General features: G+C 67.4%; 17 protein-coding genes. 12 read left to right on the forward strand and 5 right to left on the reverse strand.

Annotated features, from left to right (window positions below; genetic code table 11):
• Positions 1–205: 205 nt before the first annotated feature.
• Entirely contained in the window at positions 206–2719 is a 2514-nt protein-coding gene (locus tag CR156_RS00675; protein ID WP_100551591.1) for an ABC transporter permease, read from the reverse strand.
• The gene (locus CR156_RS00680) at positions 2716–3363 is read right to left on the reverse strand and encodes an ABC transporter ATP-binding protein (RefSeq protein WP_033832045.1); all 648 of its coding nucleotides are present in this window, start codon (positions 3361–3363) and stop codon (positions 2716–2718) included. The genes CR156_RS00675 and CR156_RS00680 overlap by 4 nt, the downstream gene beginning before the upstream one ends.
• Positions 3364–3438: 75 nt before the next feature.
• Between CR156_RS00680 and CR156_RS00685 the strand changes: the two genes are divergently transcribed.
• The 3 genes from CR156_RS00685 to CR156_RS00695 all read left to right on the forward strand — a co-directional run bounded on the left by CR156_RS00685 (position 3439) and on the right by CR156_RS00695 (position 6312).
• Positions 3439–4086, forward strand: a complete 648-nt coding sequence (locus tag CR156_RS00685) for an arylesterase (protein ID WP_100551592.1) — start codon at positions 3439–3441, stop codon at positions 4084–4086.
• A gap of 90 nt (positions 4087–4176) precedes the next feature.
• Complete coding sequence (locus CR156_RS00690; RefSeq protein ID WP_002811889.1) at positions 4177–4890, forward strand: response regulator transcription factor; 714 nt, start codon at positions 4177–4179, stop codon at positions 4888–4890.
• Between the two features lie 150 nt (positions 4891–5040).
• Positions 5041–6312 carry a sensor histidine kinase gene (locus CR156_RS00695; protein ID WP_100551593.1) on the forward strand — a complete coding sequence of 424 codons (1272 nt, stop codon included), beginning with the start codon at positions 5041–5043 and terminating at the stop codon, positions 6310–6312.
• 241 nt (positions 6313–6553) lie between these two features.
• Here CR156_RS00695 and CR156_RS00700 read toward each other — a convergent pair whose 3' ends face one another.
• Positions 6554–7252, reverse strand: coding sequence for an SGNH/GDSL hydrolase family protein (locus tag CR156_RS00700; RefSeq protein WP_100551594.1), 699 nt, complete (start codon positions 7250–7252; stop codon positions 6554–6556).
• A gap of 223 nt (positions 7253–7475) precedes the next feature.
• Between CR156_RS00700 and CR156_RS00705 the strand changes: the two genes are divergently transcribed.
• From CR156_RS00705 to CR156_RS00750, 9 genes are all read left to right on the forward strand, one after another.
• The gene (locus tag CR156_RS00705) at positions 7476–7871 is read left to right on the forward strand and encodes a diacylglycerol kinase (protein WP_025877898.1); all 396 of its coding nucleotides are present in this window, start codon (positions 7476–7478) and stop codon (positions 7869–7871) included.
• A gap of 33 nt (positions 7872–7904) precedes the next feature.
• Entirely contained in the window at positions 7905–8654 is a 750-nt protein-coding gene (locus CR156_RS00710) for a TerC family protein (protein WP_099820261.1), read from the forward strand.
• A 218-nt stretch (positions 8655–8872) separates the two neighbouring features.
• A complete protein-coding gene (locus CR156_RS00715) occupies positions 8873–10033 on the forward strand; it encodes an MFS transporter (protein WP_100551595.1) in 1161 nt (386 codons plus the stop codon).
• A 595-nt stretch (positions 10034–10628) separates the two neighbouring features.
• Entirely contained in the window at positions 10629–11249 is a 621-nt protein-coding gene (locus CR156_RS00725) for a LemA family protein (RefSeq protein ID WP_025877902.1), read from the forward strand.
• Between the two features lie 3 nt (positions 11250–11252).
• Positions 11253–12137 carry a TPM domain-containing protein gene (locus tag CR156_RS00730; protein ID WP_100551597.1) on the forward strand — a complete coding sequence of 295 codons (885 nt, stop codon included), beginning with the start codon at positions 11253–11255 and terminating at the stop codon, positions 12135–12137.
• The gene (locus tag CR156_RS00735) at positions 12137–12631 is read left to right on the forward strand and encodes a TPM domain-containing protein (protein WP_100551598.1); all 495 of its coding nucleotides are present in this window, start codon (positions 12137–12139) and stop codon (positions 12629–12631) included. Before CR156_RS00730 ends, CR156_RS00735 begins: the two co-directional genes overlap by 1 nt.
• A gap of 84 nt (positions 12632–12715) precedes the next feature.
• On the forward strand, positions 12716–13603 hold the full coding sequence (lgt, locus tag CR156_RS00740) for a prolipoprotein diacylglyceryl transferase (protein WP_100551599.1): 888 nt from the start codon (positions 12716–12718) through the stop codon (positions 13601–13603).
• Positions 13600–14394: a thymidylate synthase gene (locus CR156_RS00745; RefSeq protein WP_100463025.1), complete on the forward strand. Its 795-nt coding sequence runs from the start codon at positions 13600–13602 to the stop codon at positions 14392–14394. Before lgt ends, CR156_RS00745 begins: the two co-directional genes overlap by 4 nt.
• A gap of 5 nt (positions 14395–14399) precedes the next feature.
• Positions 14400–14891: a dihydrofolate reductase gene (locus CR156_RS00750; RefSeq protein ID WP_100554047.1), complete on the forward strand. Its 492-nt coding sequence runs from the start codon at positions 14400–14402 to the stop codon at positions 14889–14891.
• A 93-nt stretch (positions 14892–14984) separates the two neighbouring features.
• On the opposite strand, the gene CR156_RS00755 is transcribed toward CR156_RS00750, so the two are convergent.
• Both CR156_RS00755 and CR156_RS00760 read right to left on the reverse strand, forming a co-directional pair.
• Positions 14985–15623, reverse strand: a complete 639-nt coding sequence (locus tag CR156_RS00755; protein WP_100551600.1) for a DUF1287 domain-containing protein — start codon at positions 15621–15623, stop codon at positions 14985–14987.
• Positions 15620–16645 carry a symmetrical bis(5'-nucleosyl)-tetraphosphatase gene (locus CR156_RS00760; protein WP_100551601.1) on the reverse strand — a complete coding sequence of 342 codons (1026 nt, stop codon included), beginning with the start codon at positions 16643–16645 and terminating at the stop codon, positions 15620–15622. The genes CR156_RS00755 and CR156_RS00760 overlap by 4 nt, the downstream gene beginning before the upstream one ends.
• Positions 16646–16651 lie beyond the last annotated feature (6 nt).

Genomic DNA, 16651 nt, shown 5'->3' on the forward strand with positions numbered 1-16651 from the left:
CGCTGCGGCGGGTGTCGGACGTGCACTGCACTGGTGGGTGCCGAGCTTGCTCGGCACTGCATCCACGCATGGCGTGGATCTACCGGAGCCATCGGCACTGCATCCACGCATGGCGTGGATCTACTGGCATGCGCGGCGTGGATCTACTGGGGTTATCGCTGGTAGATCCACGCCATGCGTGGATGCCTTTGCTTTCACAACAGCGTCAGGCCTCGCGCAATGCCAATGCTGGCGGCGTGTGCAGGATCCGCCGGGTGCCCAACCAGCCGGCCAGCAGGCTCAGGCCAATGCCGAGTAGCCCACCCAGCAGCAGACCCGGCCACGGCGGCAGCAGCGGCAGTTCGAACACCTTCTGCGACACCGCCACGCCGATCACCGCTGCCGCGCCCACCGCCAACAGCGCCGCCAGGGCGCCCAGCGCACCGAACTCGACCAGTACCGCGCCACGCAGCTGCCGCCGCGTTGCACCCAGCGTGCGCAGCACCGCGCTGTCATAGCGCCGCTCGCCAGCCGTCGCCTGCAGCGCCGCCAGCAGCACCAGCACACCGGCCAGCAGGCTGAACACCATCACCAGCTGCACCGCCTGCGCTACCCGTTCCATCACATCGCGCACCTGCGAGATCACTGCATCCACGTCCAGCAGCGACAGGTTCGGCTGCGCACGCACCAGGGCCCCGAGACCCGCCGCCTGTCCCGCCGGCAGATGGAACGCCGACAGCAGGTTGTGCGGTGTATCGCCCACTGCGTTCGGGTTCAGCAGCACGAAGAAGTTCGGCCGGAAAGTGTTCCAGTCGGCCTTGCGCACGCTGGTGACGCTGAACTCGCGCTCCTGCTCGCCCACTGCAATGGTGATGCGGTCGCCCGGGTGCACGCCGTAGCGCTTGGCCCAGCCGATCTCCACCGAGGCCTCGGCAGCGGTGCTGTCCGGCGTCCAGAACGTGCCGTTGACCAGCGTATTGGCCGGCGGGAACGTGCTGCGCCAACTGAAGTTCAGCGGACGGTTCTCGTCATCGTCGTCGCGCTGTCCTTCGCCCTGCGGCTGATTGTCGTCGTCCGGCGTGCGGTCCACCCGCAGCGGTGGTTTGCCGTTGATTGCGATCAGGCGGCCGGTGGCCATCGGTTCGATGCTGGCATCATCCGCACCCAGGCCCTGCAGTGCGGCCAGCACGCTGTCGCGCTGCTCGGGCTGGATGTTGATCAGGAAGTAGTTCGGTGTGTCCGCGGGCAGGCGCTCGCGCCACTGCTGCAGCAGGCCGGGGCCGATCACCGCCAGCAGCAGCAGGGCGCACAGCGACAGTGACAGCCCCACCAGCTGCATCACTGCCAGCATCCGCCGCCGCGTCAGCGCGGCCAGGCCCAATCGCCAGTTGCCGTGCAGACGATGCTGCAGGCCACGCAGCAGCTGCAGCAGCAGGAACCCGACAACGCCTGCAGCGACCGCCAGCCCGGCCAGGCCACCCAGCACCCACAGGGCCAGCTTCAGATCGCCGGTGACCTGCACCGCCAGCACCAGGCTGGCCGCCAGTGCGGCCACATAGGCCAGCAGCGAGGCCGGCGGCAAGGCGGCAAACGAGCGGTTGAGCACGCGCATCGGCGGCACGCCACGCAGGCGCAGCAGCGGCGGCAGTCCGAAGCCGAACAGCAGCAACAGGCCGATCCCCGCGCCGGTCAGTGCGGGCATCGCTTCGGGCAGCGGCAGGCGTTGCGGCACCAGGCTGCCCAGCACCTGCACCAGTCCTTCCTGCGCCGCCATGCCCAGGCCGATGCCGATCGCACAGGCCGGCACGGCCAGCATCAGCAGCTGCAGGGCCAGGCCAGCGAGGATGTCGCGCTGGCGTGCGCCCAGGCAGCGCAGGATCGCCACCTGGTCGATGCGACGCAGGGCGAACCGGTTGGCAGCCAGTGCGGTGGCCACGCCAGCCAGCAGTACCGCCAGCAGCGCGCTCAGGCCGAGGAAACGACCGGCCAGATCGAAGGCCTGGCGCACCCCGCGCTGGGTATCGTTCACGCTGAGCAGGCGCATGCCCTTCACCTGCGGCAGCAGCCATTGCCGGAATGCAGCGATATCGGTGGCCGGGCCGGCGAACATCAGCCGGTAATTGATGCGGCTGCCGGGGCCGAGCAGGCCGGTGCCTTCCACATCGGCGCGGTTGACCAGCAGGGTCGGCGACAGCGTCAGCAGGTCGCCGCCGGCATCGGGCTCGGATTCGATGATGCCGGCAATGCGCAGCGTGCCTGCACCGAATTCCAGATCGTCGCCGGCCTTCAGGCCCAGCGCCTGCAGCAGGCGTGGATCGGCATAGGCCTGGCCCTTGGCCGGCATCCCGGCATCGGCGATCAGCGCGCCGCCCGGCGTAGCGCGCACGCGCAGCGCGCCACGCAGCGGATAGCCTGCTTCCACGGCCTTGATGCTGGCCATCTGGCTGGCATCGCCCTGGAACAGCACGCTGCCGAAGCTGGCCAGCCGCGTGTGCGCCAGGCCGCGTCGCTGCGCTTCGTCGGCGAACGCGGCAGGCGGGTCGTCGCGCCCGGCCACGCCGAGGTCGCCGCCGAGCATTTCCGCCGCGCTGCCGGTCAGGGCCAGGTTGACCCGGTTGACCAGCGTGCCCACTGCCGTCATCACCGCCACGCCCAGTACCAGGGCGGCGAAGACGGTCAGCAGGTCACCGGCCAGGGCTTCGCGGCGCAGCGCGCGCCACGCATGCCGCAGCAGGTTCATGCGTCTACTCCATGTTCCACCGGCTGCAGGCGGCCGTTGTCGATGCGATGGATGTACTGGCAGCGCTGTGCCAGGCGCAGGTCGTGGGTGACCAGCACCAGCGTGGTACCGCTGCCGGCGTTGAGTTCGAACAGCAGATCGCTGATGTGCTGGCCGGTGGCCTGGTCCAGCGAGCCGGTGGGTTCATCGGCGAACAGGATGCGCGGGCGGCTGACGAACGCGCGGGCGAGGGCGACACGCTGCTGCTCGCCGCCGGACAGCTGCCGCGGATAGTGGCGGGCGCGGTGCGAGAGCCCTACCGCAGCCAGCACCTCATCCACCCGCGTGCGGTCCTCGCGACCCGCCAGTTCCAGCGGCAGCGCGATGTTTTCGGCCGCCGTCAGCGCCGGCAGCAGGTGGAAGCTCTGGAACACGAAGCCGACGTCGCGTGCGCGCAGCTGTGCACGGGCTTCTTCGTCCAACGCCGTCAGATCCTGGCCCGCCAGCGTGATGCGGCCGCGGCTGGGCAGGTCCAGCCCGGCCAGCAGGCCGAGCAGGGTGGTCTTGCCGGAACCGGAGGCGCCGACGATGGCCACGCTGGTCCCTTCATGGACGGTCAGGGTGATGTTGTCCAGTATGTGGACTTCACCCTCCGGGCCATGCACGGATTTGCCGACGTGGTCGACGGCGATGGCGACGGGCGCGCTGCGGGGGGACAGGCTGTCGATGAGGAGACTCCAATGCACAAGACGGGATGGAGCCGGCAAGCCGGCGCAATGATGGTGCTGTTGCTAGGGTTGCTGCTGTTGCCGGCACTGGCGTGTGCCAAAGGTCCGGCCACCGGTACCGTGCTGGTGCTCGGTGACAGCCTCAGTGCCGCCCACAATATCCCGGCCGATGCAGGCTGGGTCAGCCTGCTGCAGCAGCGGGTCAGGCAGCAGTCGAAAACCCCGCCGCGCATCGTCAACGCCAGCATGAGCGGGGAAACCACTGCCGGCGCGCTGACCCGCCTGCCGGGCCTGCTCGGGCGGGAAAAGCCCACGGTGGTGGTGATCGCCCTCGGTGGCAACGATGCGCTGCGCGGCCTGACCCCGGCGCAGGTGCAGGGCAACCTGGAAAAAATGGTACAGGCAAGCCAGAGGGCCGGTGCCAAGGTGCTGCTGCTGGGCATCGACGTGCCGCCCAACTATGGGCCGGGCTACCGCCAGCGCCTGGCGGCGGCGTACCGCGCACTTGCCACGCAGTACAAGGTGCCGTTGTTGCCGTTCCTGCTGGAAGGCGTGGCCCTGCAGCCGGGATTGATGCAGGCCGATGGCCTGCATCCCACCGCGCAGGCGCAGCCGAAAGTGCTGGATAACGTATGGCCGCTGCTGAAACCGCTGCTGTGAGCACGCCATCTTCTTTTCATTGACGCAACTTCACATCGCGTGCACCGTCGATCGGGCATGTTTCACAAAGCTGAAGAAAGAGGGATTCTCATGCGTCAGACGAAGGAGACTTCCGGCTTGGTGCTGGTGGTCGAAGACAACCGCAATATCTCCGAGATGATCGGTGAATACCTGGAAGGCCGTGGCTTCGAGGTGGACTATGCGCAGGATGGCCTGGACGGCTACCGTCTGGCTGCCGAGAACAGCTACGACGTGGTCGTGCTGGACCTGATGCTGCCGCGGCTGGATGGCATCGAAGTGTGCCGCCGGCTGCGCAACGATGCGCGCAAGTCGACCCCGGTGCTGATGCTGACCGCGCGCGACACGCTGGATGACAAGCTCACCGGCCTTGGCTTTGGTGCCGATGATTACCTGACCAAGCCGTTTGCGATCCAGGAACTGGAAGCCCGCCTGCGAGCGCTGATCCGCCGTGAACGTCGCCAGGTCGGTTCGGAAGTGCTCAAGGTCGCCGACCTGGTGCTCGATCCGGTCAGCATGCGTGCCACGCGTGCCGGCACCGAGCTGCAGCTGTCGCCGATCGGCCTGCGCCTGCTGACCATCCTGATGCGCGAATCGCCGCGTGTGGTCACCCGCCAGGAAATCGAGCGCGAAATCTGGGGCAACGGCCTGCCTGATTCGGACACGTTGCGCAGCCATCTGTACAACCTGCGCAAGATCATCGACAAGCCGTTCGACCGGCCGCTGCTGCACACCGTGCAGAGCGCGGGCTATCGCATCGCCGATATCGCCCAGCCGATGGCCTGATCGACGTCGTGCCGGTGTTGCAGCAGAACCGGCACGGCCGTGGTCGGCAGGGAAGGGGTGAACGTTCCGGATGCCCGGTCGTCATCGTCCATGCACGATCACGGCACAGCGCGCTGTCTATAATCGCAGCGCTCTGACCGGGACACCGCAATGCCGCACGGCCTGCCGCGCAAGATCCGTATCGCCTTCATCCTGCAAGCCGTGCTGGCCAGCCTGGGTATCCTGCTGGGTGCCTGGCTGGTTTCGCTGGTGATCAAGCACAGCCTGGTCGGCGCTGCCCTGCGCGAAGAAGCGGCGTACTACTGGACGCTGCACGAGGCCTCGCCCGTGCAGCCGCCGCCCAATACCCAGAACATCCGTGGCTACCTGCTGGAACGCGGGCAGTCCAGCCTGTCACTGCCCGCCAACCTGCGCACGTTGGAACCGGGTTTCCACGAACTGCCCGACGATGATCAGCTGGTGCTGGTCGACGCCCGCGAACAGGGGCGCCTGTACCTGGTGTTCCTGCGCTCGCGCGCGGAGATGCTGGCGTTCTGGTTCGGCATCGTGCCGGTGCTGCTGACCCTGCTGGCGGTGTATGGCGCCTCCTGGATCACCTACCGTGCCTCCAAGCGCCTGGTATCACCGGTGAACTGGCTGGCGCGCCGCGTCTCGCGCTGGGATCCGGGTCATCCGGAAGCGGCCGATCTGGAACCGAACAAGCTGCCCGCAGACATGCAGGGCGAGACCCGGCAACTGGCGGCGGCGCTGCATTCGCTGGCCAACCGTGTCACTGCGCACGTGGCACGCGAGCGCAACTTCACCCGTGATGCCAGCCATGAACTGCGCACGCCGCTGACCGTCATCCGGGTGGCCAGCGACATGGCGCTGGGCGATGAAAGCCTGGAGCCGCGCCTGCGCCGCAGCCTGCAGCGCATCCAGCGTGCCGGGCGGGACATGGAAGCGGTGATCGATGCGTTCCTGATCCTGGCCCGCGAGGCCGACGTCGAGCCGCAGGTGGAACTGTTCGACGTCAACGACATCGTCCGCTACGAAGTGGACAACGCCAACGAACTGCTGGTGGGCCGGCCGCTGGCGGTGCACCTGCACAGCGATGCGGCCGTGCAGCTGCACGCACCGCCGCGGGTGCTGCAGGTGGTGGTCAGCAACCTGGTGCGCAATGCCTGCAGTTATACCGACGAAGGTCGCATCGACGTGCACGTGCACAACGACCGGGTGGTGGTAAGCGATACCGGCATCGGCATGTCCGCCGACGCACTGTCGCGTGCGTTCGAGCCGTTCTATCGTGCCGATCCCAGCCGTCCGCAGGGTACGGGCCTGGGCCTGTCGATCGTGCGTCGCCTGTGTGATCGCTTCGGCTGGAAGGTCAGTTTGACCAGCGAGCTGGGCAAGGGCACCGAGGCGACGGTGGTTTTCCGCTGAGGGCCGGGCGGCGAAGCAACAGCAACAGCGGACATTCCGTGGGATGGCGGGGCGCTGTGGGTTTGCAGGACACGCCGTAAACCCATCCATGGGGGCTCGATGGCGCCATCCATGGCGCCAACGGTCCTGCAAACCCACAGCGCCCCGCCTTCGACAGGTTCCGCGATCTGCGGTAGATCCACGCCATGCGTGGATGAGCGTCCCCGGTAGTGCCGGCCGCTGGCCGGCAACCCAGCATCACTCAGTCGCAGTTGACCTTCGGCGCCAGCGCCTTGGTCCAGATCCCATAGCCGGCGGGGGTCATGTGCAGCATGTCCTCGCGGAACAACGCGGCATCGGGCTGGCCATCGGCCCCCAGCATCGGCGTGTAGATGTCGGTGTAGCCGGTGTTGGGCAGCTTCGCCAGCGCAGCCTTGATCTTCGCGTTGGCGTCGTTGATCGCCGGCAGCAGATGCGCCCGCGACGGGCTGGGCTTGATGGAGACGTACTCCACCTTCGTCTTCGGCAGGTCGCGATGCACGCGCTGCACGAAGGCCACCACGTCGTCGCGTACCTGGGTCGCGCTGCGGCCGCTGTTGAGGTCGTTGTCGCCGGCGTAGAAGAACACCTTGCACGGCGCGTACGGCACGATCGCCTGGCCGGCATACCAGGTGCTGTCGCGGACTTCCGAGCCACCGAAGCCGCGGTTGAACACCGGTTGCCCCGGGAAGTCCTGGGCCAGGCTGTCCCACATGCGGAAGGACGAGCTGCCGATGAATTCGATGCCACCGCGCGGCGGCGGATTGGTGCGGTCGGCGGTGGCGAAGGACGCCATGTCGGCGGCCCAGGCCACGTTGGAGACCTGCGCGGGTACCTGCGGCGGCGCCGGCGGGCTCAGGGCCTGGGCCAGCGGCGCGGCCAGCAGGCCAAGCAGGATCAGGCAGGTGCGGGGACGGGTCATCAGGCACTCCGGCAGGGCAGGGGGCATCCATCATAGAAGCTGGCTTGGCCCCACGCTTGGCCGCGCCGGGCCGTTCGCGGGGCCTCGCGGCGGCGCGTCCGGGGTGCCCTTGCCGCCCTTGTGGCAAAATGGGGGCTGTCTGCCTATCCCTGTGCACCCATGATTCCCTGCCGTGCGTCTGAGCGGTCGCTGCGCCGCGCCCCTGTTGCTGGATGCTTCACCCGTGGCTGATCAGTTCGGCCACATGCCCCGCGGCCCACGTCGCATCTTCCAGGCCGCCCGCTGGTCCTGGCAGGGCCTGCGAGCTGCCTGGCTGCATGAGTCCTCGTTCCGGCTGGAGGTCTACCTGCTGGTGCTGCTGACGCCGCTGGCGATCTGGCTGGGCCAGACACCGGTGGAGCGCGCGCTGATGATCGGCTCGATGCTGCTGGTGCTGGCGATGGAGCTGGCCAACTCGGCCATCGAGGCGGTGATCGAGCGCTATGGCGCGGAAATCCACGAACTGGCCGGCCGCGCCAAGGACATGGGCTCGGCGGCAGTGTTCGTGCTGATGATGAACGTGCTGCTGTGCTGGGCCCTGGTGCTGGTGCCGCGATTGTTCCCGGCCAGCGTCGGCTGATCCTTCTTCCTCCCCCCTTGTTGAAGACTTCCCATGTCCCTTGAGCTTCTCGCCGATCCGAATGTCTGGTTGACCCTGTTCACCTTGAGCGCGCTGGAAATCGTGCTCGGCATCGACAATCTGGTGTTCATCTCCATCGCCGTCAGCAAGCTGCCCGAAGAGCGCCGCCCGTTCGCGCGCCGCCTCGGCATCGCCGTGGCCTGCATCACCCGTATCGGCCTGCTGGTGTCGCTGGCGTACCTGGCGCACATGCAGGCGAATCTGTTCACCGTGGCCGGCATGGGCATCTCCATCCGCGACCTGGTGCTGATCGTCGGTGGCCTGTTCCTGATCATCAAGGGCTGGATGGAGATCAAGGAAATGATCTCCGGTGGCGAGGACGAGGATCCGACCACCACCAAGACCTCGGCCGTGTTCGGCTACGTGATCGCGCAGATCGCGATCATCGACATCGTGTTCTCGCTGGACTCGGTGATCACCGCCGTCGGCATCGCCGACCACGTGCCGGTGATGGTCGCTGCGATCCTGCTGTCGGTGGCGGTGATGCTGCTGGCCGCCAACCCGCTGGGCCGTTTCATCGATGCCAACCCGACCGTGAAGATGCTGGCCCTGGCCTTCATCCTGCTGATCGGTGCGGTGCTGATCCTGGACGGCCTGGACGTGCACGTGCCCAAGCCCTACATCTACGCCGCGATGGGCTTCTCGGTGCTGGTGGAGTGGCTGAACCTGCTGATGCGCCGCCGCGCACGCGAACACCACGTGCCGGGTGCCGGCGACTGGTAAGCACTACCCCGAACCCCCGGCCAGCGCCGGGGGTTCTGCTTTCCGGGCGCCGCTGCGCTCGCCGGGCATGGCCCGGCGCTACCCGGATGGCCGACCTGCCCGCCACTTGTGAATCGGGATCAACACTGTTTTCCCGCGCCGAGGCTTACTCCCGGCCGGCAAAGCGCGCAGGCTACGCGCTCATTTTCCACAGGGCCTGCCCCACGCAGGCAACTCCCATGAATTCCAGAGCCGCTTTGCTGGCACTCGCCGTCGGCGCCTTCGCCATTGGTACCACCGAGTTCACCCCGATGGGCCTGTTGCCGGTCATCGCCAACGGAGTGGGGGTCAGCATTCCCACTGCCGGCATGCTGATCACCGCCTACGCGGTGGGCGTGATGCTGGGCGCGCCGGTGATGACCCTGCTGATGGGACGCTTCGGCAAGCGCACCGCGCTGATGCTGCTGATGTCGATCTTCATCGTCGGCAACGTGCTGTCGGCGCTGGCCCCGAACTACGGCCTGCTGCTGCTGTCGCGTCTGGTGACCAGCCTCAATCACGGCGCGTTCTTCGGCATCGGCGCGGTGGTCGCCGCCAGCCTGGTGCCCAAGGACAAGCAGGCGGCAGCAGTGGCAACGATGTTCATGGGCCTGACCATCGCCAACATCGGCGGCGTGCCGCTGGCGACCTGGGTCGGCCAGCAACTGGGTTGGCGTTTGGCTTTTGCCGGCACTGCCGTACTCGGCGTGGTGGCGATCACCGCCTTGGCCATGGCACTGCCGGCCTCCGCAGCGGGTGCACGCCCGGATGTCCGGCGTGAACTGAAATCGATCATGCAGCCGCAGGTGCTGCTGGCGATGGCGACCACGGTGCTGGGTGCAGGCGCGATGTTCACTCTCTACACCTACGTAGCGCCAGTGTTGACCGAGCTGACCGGCGCCTCGAACGCTTTCATTGCGTTGTCGCTGGCACTGATCGGTATTGGTTTCACCGTTGGCAACGGCATCGGCGGACGCATGGCAGACTGGTCGCTGGACGGCGCGACCCGCATTCTGCTGGCGGTGCTGGCAGCGCTGATGTTCGTGCTGCCGCTGGCCTTCATGAGCCACGCGACCGCAGCGCTTGGCGTGTTGCTGTTCGGCGCGGCGACCTTCGCCATCGTGCCGCCGTTGCAGATCCGGGTGATGCAGGCCGCCAGCGAGGCGCCGGGACTGGCGTCGTCGATCAACGTCGGTGCGTTCAACCTCGGCAATGCACTGGGCGCGGCGCTGGGTGGTGCGGTGATCAGCCTTGGGCTGGGCTACGCGGCGATTCCGGTGGCCGGTGGCCTGCTGGCGGCGTCGGCGCTGCTGCTGGCGTGGCTGGGGCGCAGCCGCACTGCGGTGGCTGAAGCCTGCTGAGAGATGTGTTCCGGCAGGGCTGCGCCCTGCACCCGCCGAAGCGGTAGTGCCGGCCGCTGGCCGGCAACCTCAACAGCAACGGCAAAAACTGGCTATCCGTGGGATGGCGGGGTGGGTCCGGTGGCAGGGGACGGCGCAAGTACGTCCCTGTAGCCTCGGTCGCGCCATCCATGGCGCTCACGCCCCTGCCACCGGACCTACCCCGCCTTCGACAGTTTTCCGCGACCTGTCGGGACGGCGTTCTGTGCTGTTGGTAGGTGTCGACCTTGGTCGACACAAATGTCTGAAGAATCGGCTTTTGCTTTTGATTTTGATTTTTTTCTTTTGATCTCCCGCGGTGCGCAGGAAATTGTCCGTGGCCGGGAGGGTGGGTTGGCTGGGGGCGTAAGCGCCAAGGATGGCGCGCCCGAGCCTACAAGGACGTATTCACGGCGTCCCCCAGCCAACCCACCCTCCCGGCCTACCCCGATATCCAGCAAACACAACCACCGCGGAGGGGGCGGCGCTCGATGGCTGACGACGGCCGACACTCTCCACACGCCCGTTAACACCGACCATGGCATGCTCGGCGCTCAGTCCACCCGGAGCCTTGGCCATGCGCCTGTTGACCCGCCTCATTCCCCTGTTGCTGCTGGCCTCCCTGCTGTCCGGCTGCGGTTACAACGCCATCCAGCAGAAGGACGAAGCGGTCAAGGCCAGCTGGTCCGAAGTGCTCAACCAGTACAAGCGCCGTGCCGACCTGGTGCCGAACCTGGTGCAGACCGTGAAGGGTTTCGCCAGCCAGGAAGAGCGCGTGCTGACCGAGGTCACCAACGCCCGCTCGCGCGTTGGCCAGATCAACGTCAACGCCGACGATGAAGCCTCGCTCAAGCAATTCCAGCAGGCCCAGGGCGAACTCGGCAGCGCGCTGTCGCGCCTGCTGGTGGTCACCGAGAACTACCCGGTGCTCAAGTCCGACCAGAACTTCCGCGATCTGCAGGCGCAGCTGGAAGGGACCGAGAACCGCATCACCGTTGCCCGTGGCCGCTACATCCAGCAGGTGCAGGACTACAACACCTACATCCGCTCGTTCCCGCAGCTGATCACCGCCAAGATCTTCGGCTACCAGCCCAAGCCGAACTTCACCGTGGAAAACGAAGCGCAGATCTCCAACGCGCCGGCGGTTGATTTCGGCAACGCGCCGCAGCAGCAGCCAGCCCCGGCCCCGGGCCACTGACCGATGCGCCTGACCGCCACACTGCTGGCCCTGCTGTTGTGGCTGCCGTTGGGCGTGCAGGCGCAGACGCTGGCGCCGATCCCGGCGCTGGATTCGCCGGTGGTCGATACCACCGGCACCCTGGATGCCGCACAGAAGCAGGCGCTGGTGCAGCAGGCGTTGGACCTGCAGCAACGCAAGGGCAGCCAGATGCAGGTGCTGGTGGTGCCGACCACGCAGCCGGAAGACATCGCCCAGTACACCACCCGCGTGTTCGACCAGTGGCAGATCGGTCGCAAGGGCGTGGATGACGGCGTGCTGCTGGTGGTGGCCAAGGAGGATCGGCGGGTGCGCATCGAACCGGGCTATGGCCTGGAGGGCGCGATTCCCGATGCGATCGCCAACCGGGTGATCCAGGAGTACCTGGTGCCACGCTTCCGCGCCAATGACTATGCCGGTGGCATCACCGACGCCACGGCGATGCTGGTGAAGATCATCGACGGCGAACCGCTGCCGGCGCCGGTCAGCAGCCAGCAGGGACGTTCGCCCGAGGGCGGCGGCGATACCTGGTTCCTGGCGTTGTTCATCGGCGTGTTCGCCGGCAGCATCCTGCGCGGCGTCTTCTCGCGTGTACCGCGTCCGCTGCGCGGCCTGCTGGGGGGCGCCGGTGCGGCCGTTGCTGCCTTCCTTTTCACCTCCACGCTGCTGGCCAGCGGCCTGGCCGGCGTGGTTGGGCTGGTGGTGGCGATGCTGTCCGGCCATCCGGGGCGTTTCGCTGGCGGTGGCGGCTGGGGTGGAGGCAGTTGGGGCGGTGGCGGCTTCGGCGGCGGTGGTGGATTTGGCGGTGGCGGCGGCTGGGGTGGCGGCGGTGGCCGTTCCGGCGGCGGCGGCGCGTCGGGGGGCTGGTGATGATCCAGCGTCTCTGCAGGCATCTGTTTTCGCCATCGGTACGCCGGGCGTTCCCGCCGGCCACGCTGCAGGCGATCACCGAGGCGATCGCCGCTGGCGAGCAACGCCATGGCGGCCAGGTGATGTTCGCGGTCGAGGCCGACCTGCCGCTGCACGCGCTGTGGCACAAGGTCACCCCGCGGCAGGCGGCCGAACATGCCTTCGCCCGCTTGCGCACCTGGGATACCGTCCACAACAACGGCGTGCTGATCTACCTGCTGCTGGCCGACCATGCCATCGAGATCGTGGTCGACCGCGGCCTGCAGGGGCGGGTCGCGCCCGAGCAATGGCAGCGGGTCTGCACCCACCTGCGCGAGGGCCTGCGCGGCTCCCAGCCGGTGGCGGCGCTGCGCGATGCCATCGACGAGGTTTCCACCCTGCTGGAAGGGCACTTTCCGGCCTCGGCGCGGTCCGATCAGGACGGCCTGCCGGACACGCCGCAGATCCTGGGCTGAAGCCTGGCAATCGCGTGACCGGGGCCGCCGCGAGGCCGCTCCCGGGCGGCGCTAGAATATCTGCATCCCTGCAAGGCGCCCTTCATGATCTATTTCCACGACATCGACCCCATCGCCCTCTCGTTGGGACCGATCAAGGTGCACTGGTACGGCATCATGTACCTGCTCGGCTTCACCGCCGCCTGGCTGCTGGGGCGCAAGCGGATCGCCGACGGGCGCCTGCCGGGCGTCGATGCCAACGGCTTCTCCGACCTGCTGTTCTACGCCATGCTCGGCGTGGTGCTGGGCGGCCGCATCGGCTACATGCTGTTCTATGCGCTGGGTGATTTCCTGCACAACCCGCTGCTGCTGTTCAAGGTGTGGGACGGCGGCATGAGCTTCCACGGTGGCCTGCTGGGCGTGATCGCCGCCTGCTGGTGGTGGTCGCGCAAGCACGCGCTGCACTTCTTCGACACCATGGATTTCATGGCGCCGCTGGTGCCGCTGGGCCTGGGTTTTGGCCGCATCGGCAACTTCATCGGTGCCGAACTGTGGGGCAAGTACACCGACGGCAGCTGGGGCGTGGTGTTCCCGTCCGGCCTGCCGGCGCCGCTGAACCAGCTTGACCACGCCACCCTGCAGTCGCAGTTCGCCAGCGGTGCGCTCAACCAGTTCGCCCGCCATCCGTCGCAGTTGTATGAAGCGCTGCTGGAAGGGCTGGTGATGTTCGTGGTGCTGTGGACGGTGTCGGCCAAGCCGCGCCATCGCTATCTCATCGGCGGCCTGTTCGCGCTGCTGTACGGCATCTTCCGCTTCGCCGTCGAGTTCGTGCGCATGCCCGACAACGGCGTCTATGTGGCGTTCGGCTGGCTGACCAAGGGCCAGATCCTGTGCGTGCCGCTGATCGCCTTCGGCCTGGTGCTGCTGGTGATGTCGCGCCGCGCGCCGGTGCTGCAGCCGCAGCCGCTGGTGGTGGCGGAGGGCAAGGCGTGAAGGCCTACCTGGACCTGCTCTCGCACGTGCTCGAACACGGCGCGGAGAAGAGCGACCGCACCGGCACCGGCACCCGCAGCGTGTTCGGCTGGCAGATGCGCTTCAACCTCAACGACGGCTTTCCGCTGGTCACCACCAAGAAGCTGCACCTGCGCTCGATCATCCACGAGCTGCTGTGGTTCCTGAAGGGCGATACCAACATCGGTTACCTCAAGGACAACCAGGTGCGCATCTGGGACGAGTGGGCCGACGACAACGGCGACCTCGGCCCGGTGTACGGCAAGCAGTGGCGCAGCTGGGCCACGGCCGACGGAGGCAGCATCGACCAGATGCAGTGGCTGGTGGACGAGATCAAGCGCAACCCGGATTCACGGCGGCTGGTGGTCAGTGCCTGGAACGTGGGCGAGCTCTCGCAGATGGCGCTGATGCCGTGCCACAACCTGTTCCAGTTCTACGTGGTGGACGGCAAGCTCAGCTGCCAGCTGTACCAGCGCAGTGGCGACATCTTCCTCGGCGTGCCGTTCAACATCGCCAGCTACGCACTGCTGACCCATATGGTGGCGCAGGCCACTGGCCTGGGCGTGGGCGATTTCGTGCACACGCTGGGCGATGCGCACCTGTATTCGAACCACTTCGAGCAGGCCCGCGAGCAGCTGTCGCGTGAGCCGCGCGCGCTGCCGACGCTGTGGTTGAACCCGGAGGTGACCGATCTGTTCGGCTTCCAGTTCGACGACATCCGCATCGACGGCTACGATCCGCATCCGGCGATCAAGGCGCCGGTGGCGGTATGAGTACGATGAAGCTGTCGATGGTGGTAGCACTGGATCGCAATCGTGGCATCGGCCAGGGCAATGCCATGCCCTGGCACCTGCCGGACGACTTCAAGCACTTCAAGGCGCTGACCCTGGGCAAACCGATCCTGATGGGGCGCAAGACCGCCGAATCGATCGGACGGGTGCTGCCGGGGCGGACCAACCTGGTGCTGACCCGCAGCGGCCAGGTGCCGTTCAAGGGCATGCGTGCGGTGGCCTCGCTGGACGAGGCGCGGGCCATTGCCGAAGGCGAAGGTGCCAGCGAGCTGTGCATCATCGGCGGTGGTGAGATCTTCCATCAGCTGCTGGACCAGGCCAGCGACCTGTATCTGACCTGGGTGGATGCCAAAGTGCCGGCCGACACCCATTTCCCCGAGGTGGACGCGCAGGACTGGCAGGAAGCGAGCAGCGAGCCGCACCCGGCTGACGAACGCCACGCCTACGCCTTCCGCTTCGTGCATTACGTGCGCCGTTGATCGCGGAGTCCGGTAGAGCCGAGCCATGCTCGGCTGCTGTTGGCGGACACAAATCGCAGCCGAGCATGGCTCGGCTCTACAGCACCGCCTCACTCACGGCATGCGGTAGTGCCCGATGATCGCGTGCTGGAACAGCAGGTTCTCTTCCCGCGTACCACGCGCGATGTTGTGCAGCACCAGCGGCGTGCCGTCGGCCAGGCGCCGGTCGGAGACGATGCCCACGTGCAGCAGGCCGTTGCCGTTGAGCTTCCAGGCCACGATGTCGCCGGCAGCGAAGTCGCTGGCGCGCGCACTGATCGGTTGCTGCCAGCCCTGGCGATCAAACCAGCGCATCAGGTTGGGCACGCGCCGATGGTCGATGTTCCGATCCGGCCGCGACAGGCCCCACAGCGCTGGATAGGCGCTGAAATCAGCGCGCATGTCTTCGTTGACGCGGACCTGCAGGTCCAGCCCCTGCGTACGCAGGGCGCGTATCACCACGTCAGTGCATACGCCGCGATCAGCGGGCACGTCGCCAGCGGGGTAGGCCAGTACCTGATAGGCCGGGTCGTAGCGCGTGGTGACGCCGATCTGCGCGCGGGCGGCAGCGACCAGCGGTGGTGAAGGTGTCGGTGCAGGGGCGGCGGACTTGTCGGCGCCGGCGGTCGCTGGCGACGACGTGGGCTGGCAGCCGCTGGCCAGGGCCAGCGTCAGCAGCAGCACCGTCCATGGTGCGCGGTTGCCTGGCTTCATGCCGAAGGAGGCGTGCCGTTGTTGTTGCCGCCACCGCCGCCACCGCCACCGCCACCACGGCGGCGGCGCCGACGTGGACCACGGTTGCCGGGCGCACCAGCCGTTGCAGCGTTGCCGTTGCCCTGGCTGTTGTCCTTGCCTTGCCCTGCCGCGCGCTCATGTGCAGGCCGTGCAGGCGGCCGCGCGTTGGCGACCGGTGCCGGCACGTCACGTCCCGGTACCTGCACCACACGCAGTTCATCGGTGTCGAGCTGGATCGCGGTGAGCTTGCCGCCCCACACCGCGCCGGTGTCGATCGCGTGGATGCCCTGGGTGATGGTCAGGCCGAGCGCGGACCAATGGCCACAGACCACCTTCAGGTCGCGCTCGACCCGGCCCGGCACTTCGAACCAGGGATACAGCCCCTGTTCCTGGGTGCCCGGTGTGCCCTTGTCCTCGATGCCGATACGGCCGCGCGAGGTGCAGTAGCGCATGCGCGTCAGCACGTTGATGATCGCCCGCGAGCGCTCGTAGCCGGTCAGGTTCGGCGCCCAGCTGGGCTTGTCGCCGTACATGTTGCGGAACAGCTTGCGGTAGCCGGCGCCGTGCAGCTGCACTTCCACTTCGGCCGCATGCTTTTCGGCCATCTGCGTGGTCCACTTCGGCGCCAGGCCGGCATGCACCATCATCCAGCCAAGCTCACGGTCCACGTGCACCAGTTTCTGCAGGCGCAGCCAGTCCAGCAGCACGTCACGGTCTTCGGCCTGGACGATGCGCAGCAGGTCCGGGTTGACCTTGCGCTGTTCCTCTTCGGTGCGCGCACCGACGGCCAGCAGCGAAAGGTCGTGGTTGCCGAGCACCACCACGCTGTGTTCGCGCAGCGAATGCACCAGCCGCAGCGTTTCCAGCGACTGTCCGCCGCGGTTGACCAGGTCGCCGCAGAACCACAGGGTGTCCTGCGCCGGATCGAACCGGATCTTTTCCAGCAGGCGCTGGGTTACGTCATAGCAGCCTTGCAGGTCGCCGATCGCCCATACACTCATCGTTCG

The organism is Stenotrophomonas lactitubi, assembly GCF_002803515.1.
Classification (GTDB): Bacteria; Pseudomonadota; Gammaproteobacteria; order Xanthomonadales; family Xanthomonadaceae; genus Stenotrophomonas; species Stenotrophomonas lactitubi.

Excerpts from the sequence above, each read along its gene's own strand:
- CR156_RS00735 (WP_100551598.1), top strand. The coding sequence starts at position 12,137 with ATGATCCAGCGTCTCTGCAGGCATCTGTTTTCGCCATCGGTACGCCGG.
- CR156_RS00755 (WP_100551600.1), bottom strand. The coding sequence starts at position 15,623 with ATGAAGCCAGGCAACCGCGCACCATGGACGGTGCTGCTGCTGACGCTG.
- CR156_RS00700 (WP_100551594.1), bottom strand. The coding sequence starts at position 7,252 with ATGACCCGTCCCCGCACCTGCCTGATCCTGCTTGGCCTGCTGGCCGCG.
- CR156_RS00750 (WP_100554047.1), top strand. The coding sequence starts at position 14,400 with ATGAAGCTGTCGATGGTGGTAGCACTGGATCGCAATCGTGGCATCGGC.
- CR156_RS00725 (WP_025877902.1), top strand. The coding sequence starts at position 10,629 with ATGCGCCTGTTGACCCGCCTCATTCCCCTGTTGCTGCTGGCCTCCCTG.
- CR156_RS00730 (WP_100551597.1), top strand. The coding sequence starts at position 11,253 with ATGCGCCTGACCGCCACACTGCTGGCCCTGCTGTTGTGGCTGCCGTTG.
- CR156_RS00690 (WP_002811889.1), top strand. The coding sequence starts at position 4,177 with ATGCGTCAGACGAAGGAGACTTCCGGCTTGGTGCTGGTGGTCGAAGAC.
- CR156_RS00685 (WP_100551592.1), top strand. The coding sequence starts at position 3,439 with ATGCACAAGACGGGATGGAGCCGGCAAGCCGGCGCAATGATGGTGCTG.
- CR156_RS00695 (WP_100551593.1), top strand. The coding sequence starts at position 5,041 with ATGCCGCACGGCCTGCCGCGCAAGATCCGTATCGCCTTCATCCTGCAA.
- CR156_RS00715 (WP_100551595.1), top strand. The coding sequence starts at position 8,873 with ATGAATTCCAGAGCCGCTTTGCTGGCACTCGCCGTCGGCGCCTTCGCC.
- lgt (WP_100551599.1), top strand. The coding sequence starts at position 12,716 with ATGATCTATTTCCACGACATCGACCCCATCGCCCTCTCGTTGGGACCG.
- CR156_RS00710 (WP_099820261.1), top strand. The coding sequence starts at position 7,905 with ATGTCCCTTGAGCTTCTCGCCGATCCGAATGTCTGGTTGACCCTGTTC.
- CR156_RS00760 (WP_100551601.1), bottom strand. The coding sequence starts at position 16,645 with ATGAGTGTATGGGCGATCGGCGACCTGCAAGGCTGCTATGACGTAACC.
- CR156_RS00675 (WP_100551591.1), bottom strand. The coding sequence starts at position 2,719 with ATGAACCTGCTGCGGCATGCGTGGCGCGCGCTGCGCCGCGAAGCCCTG.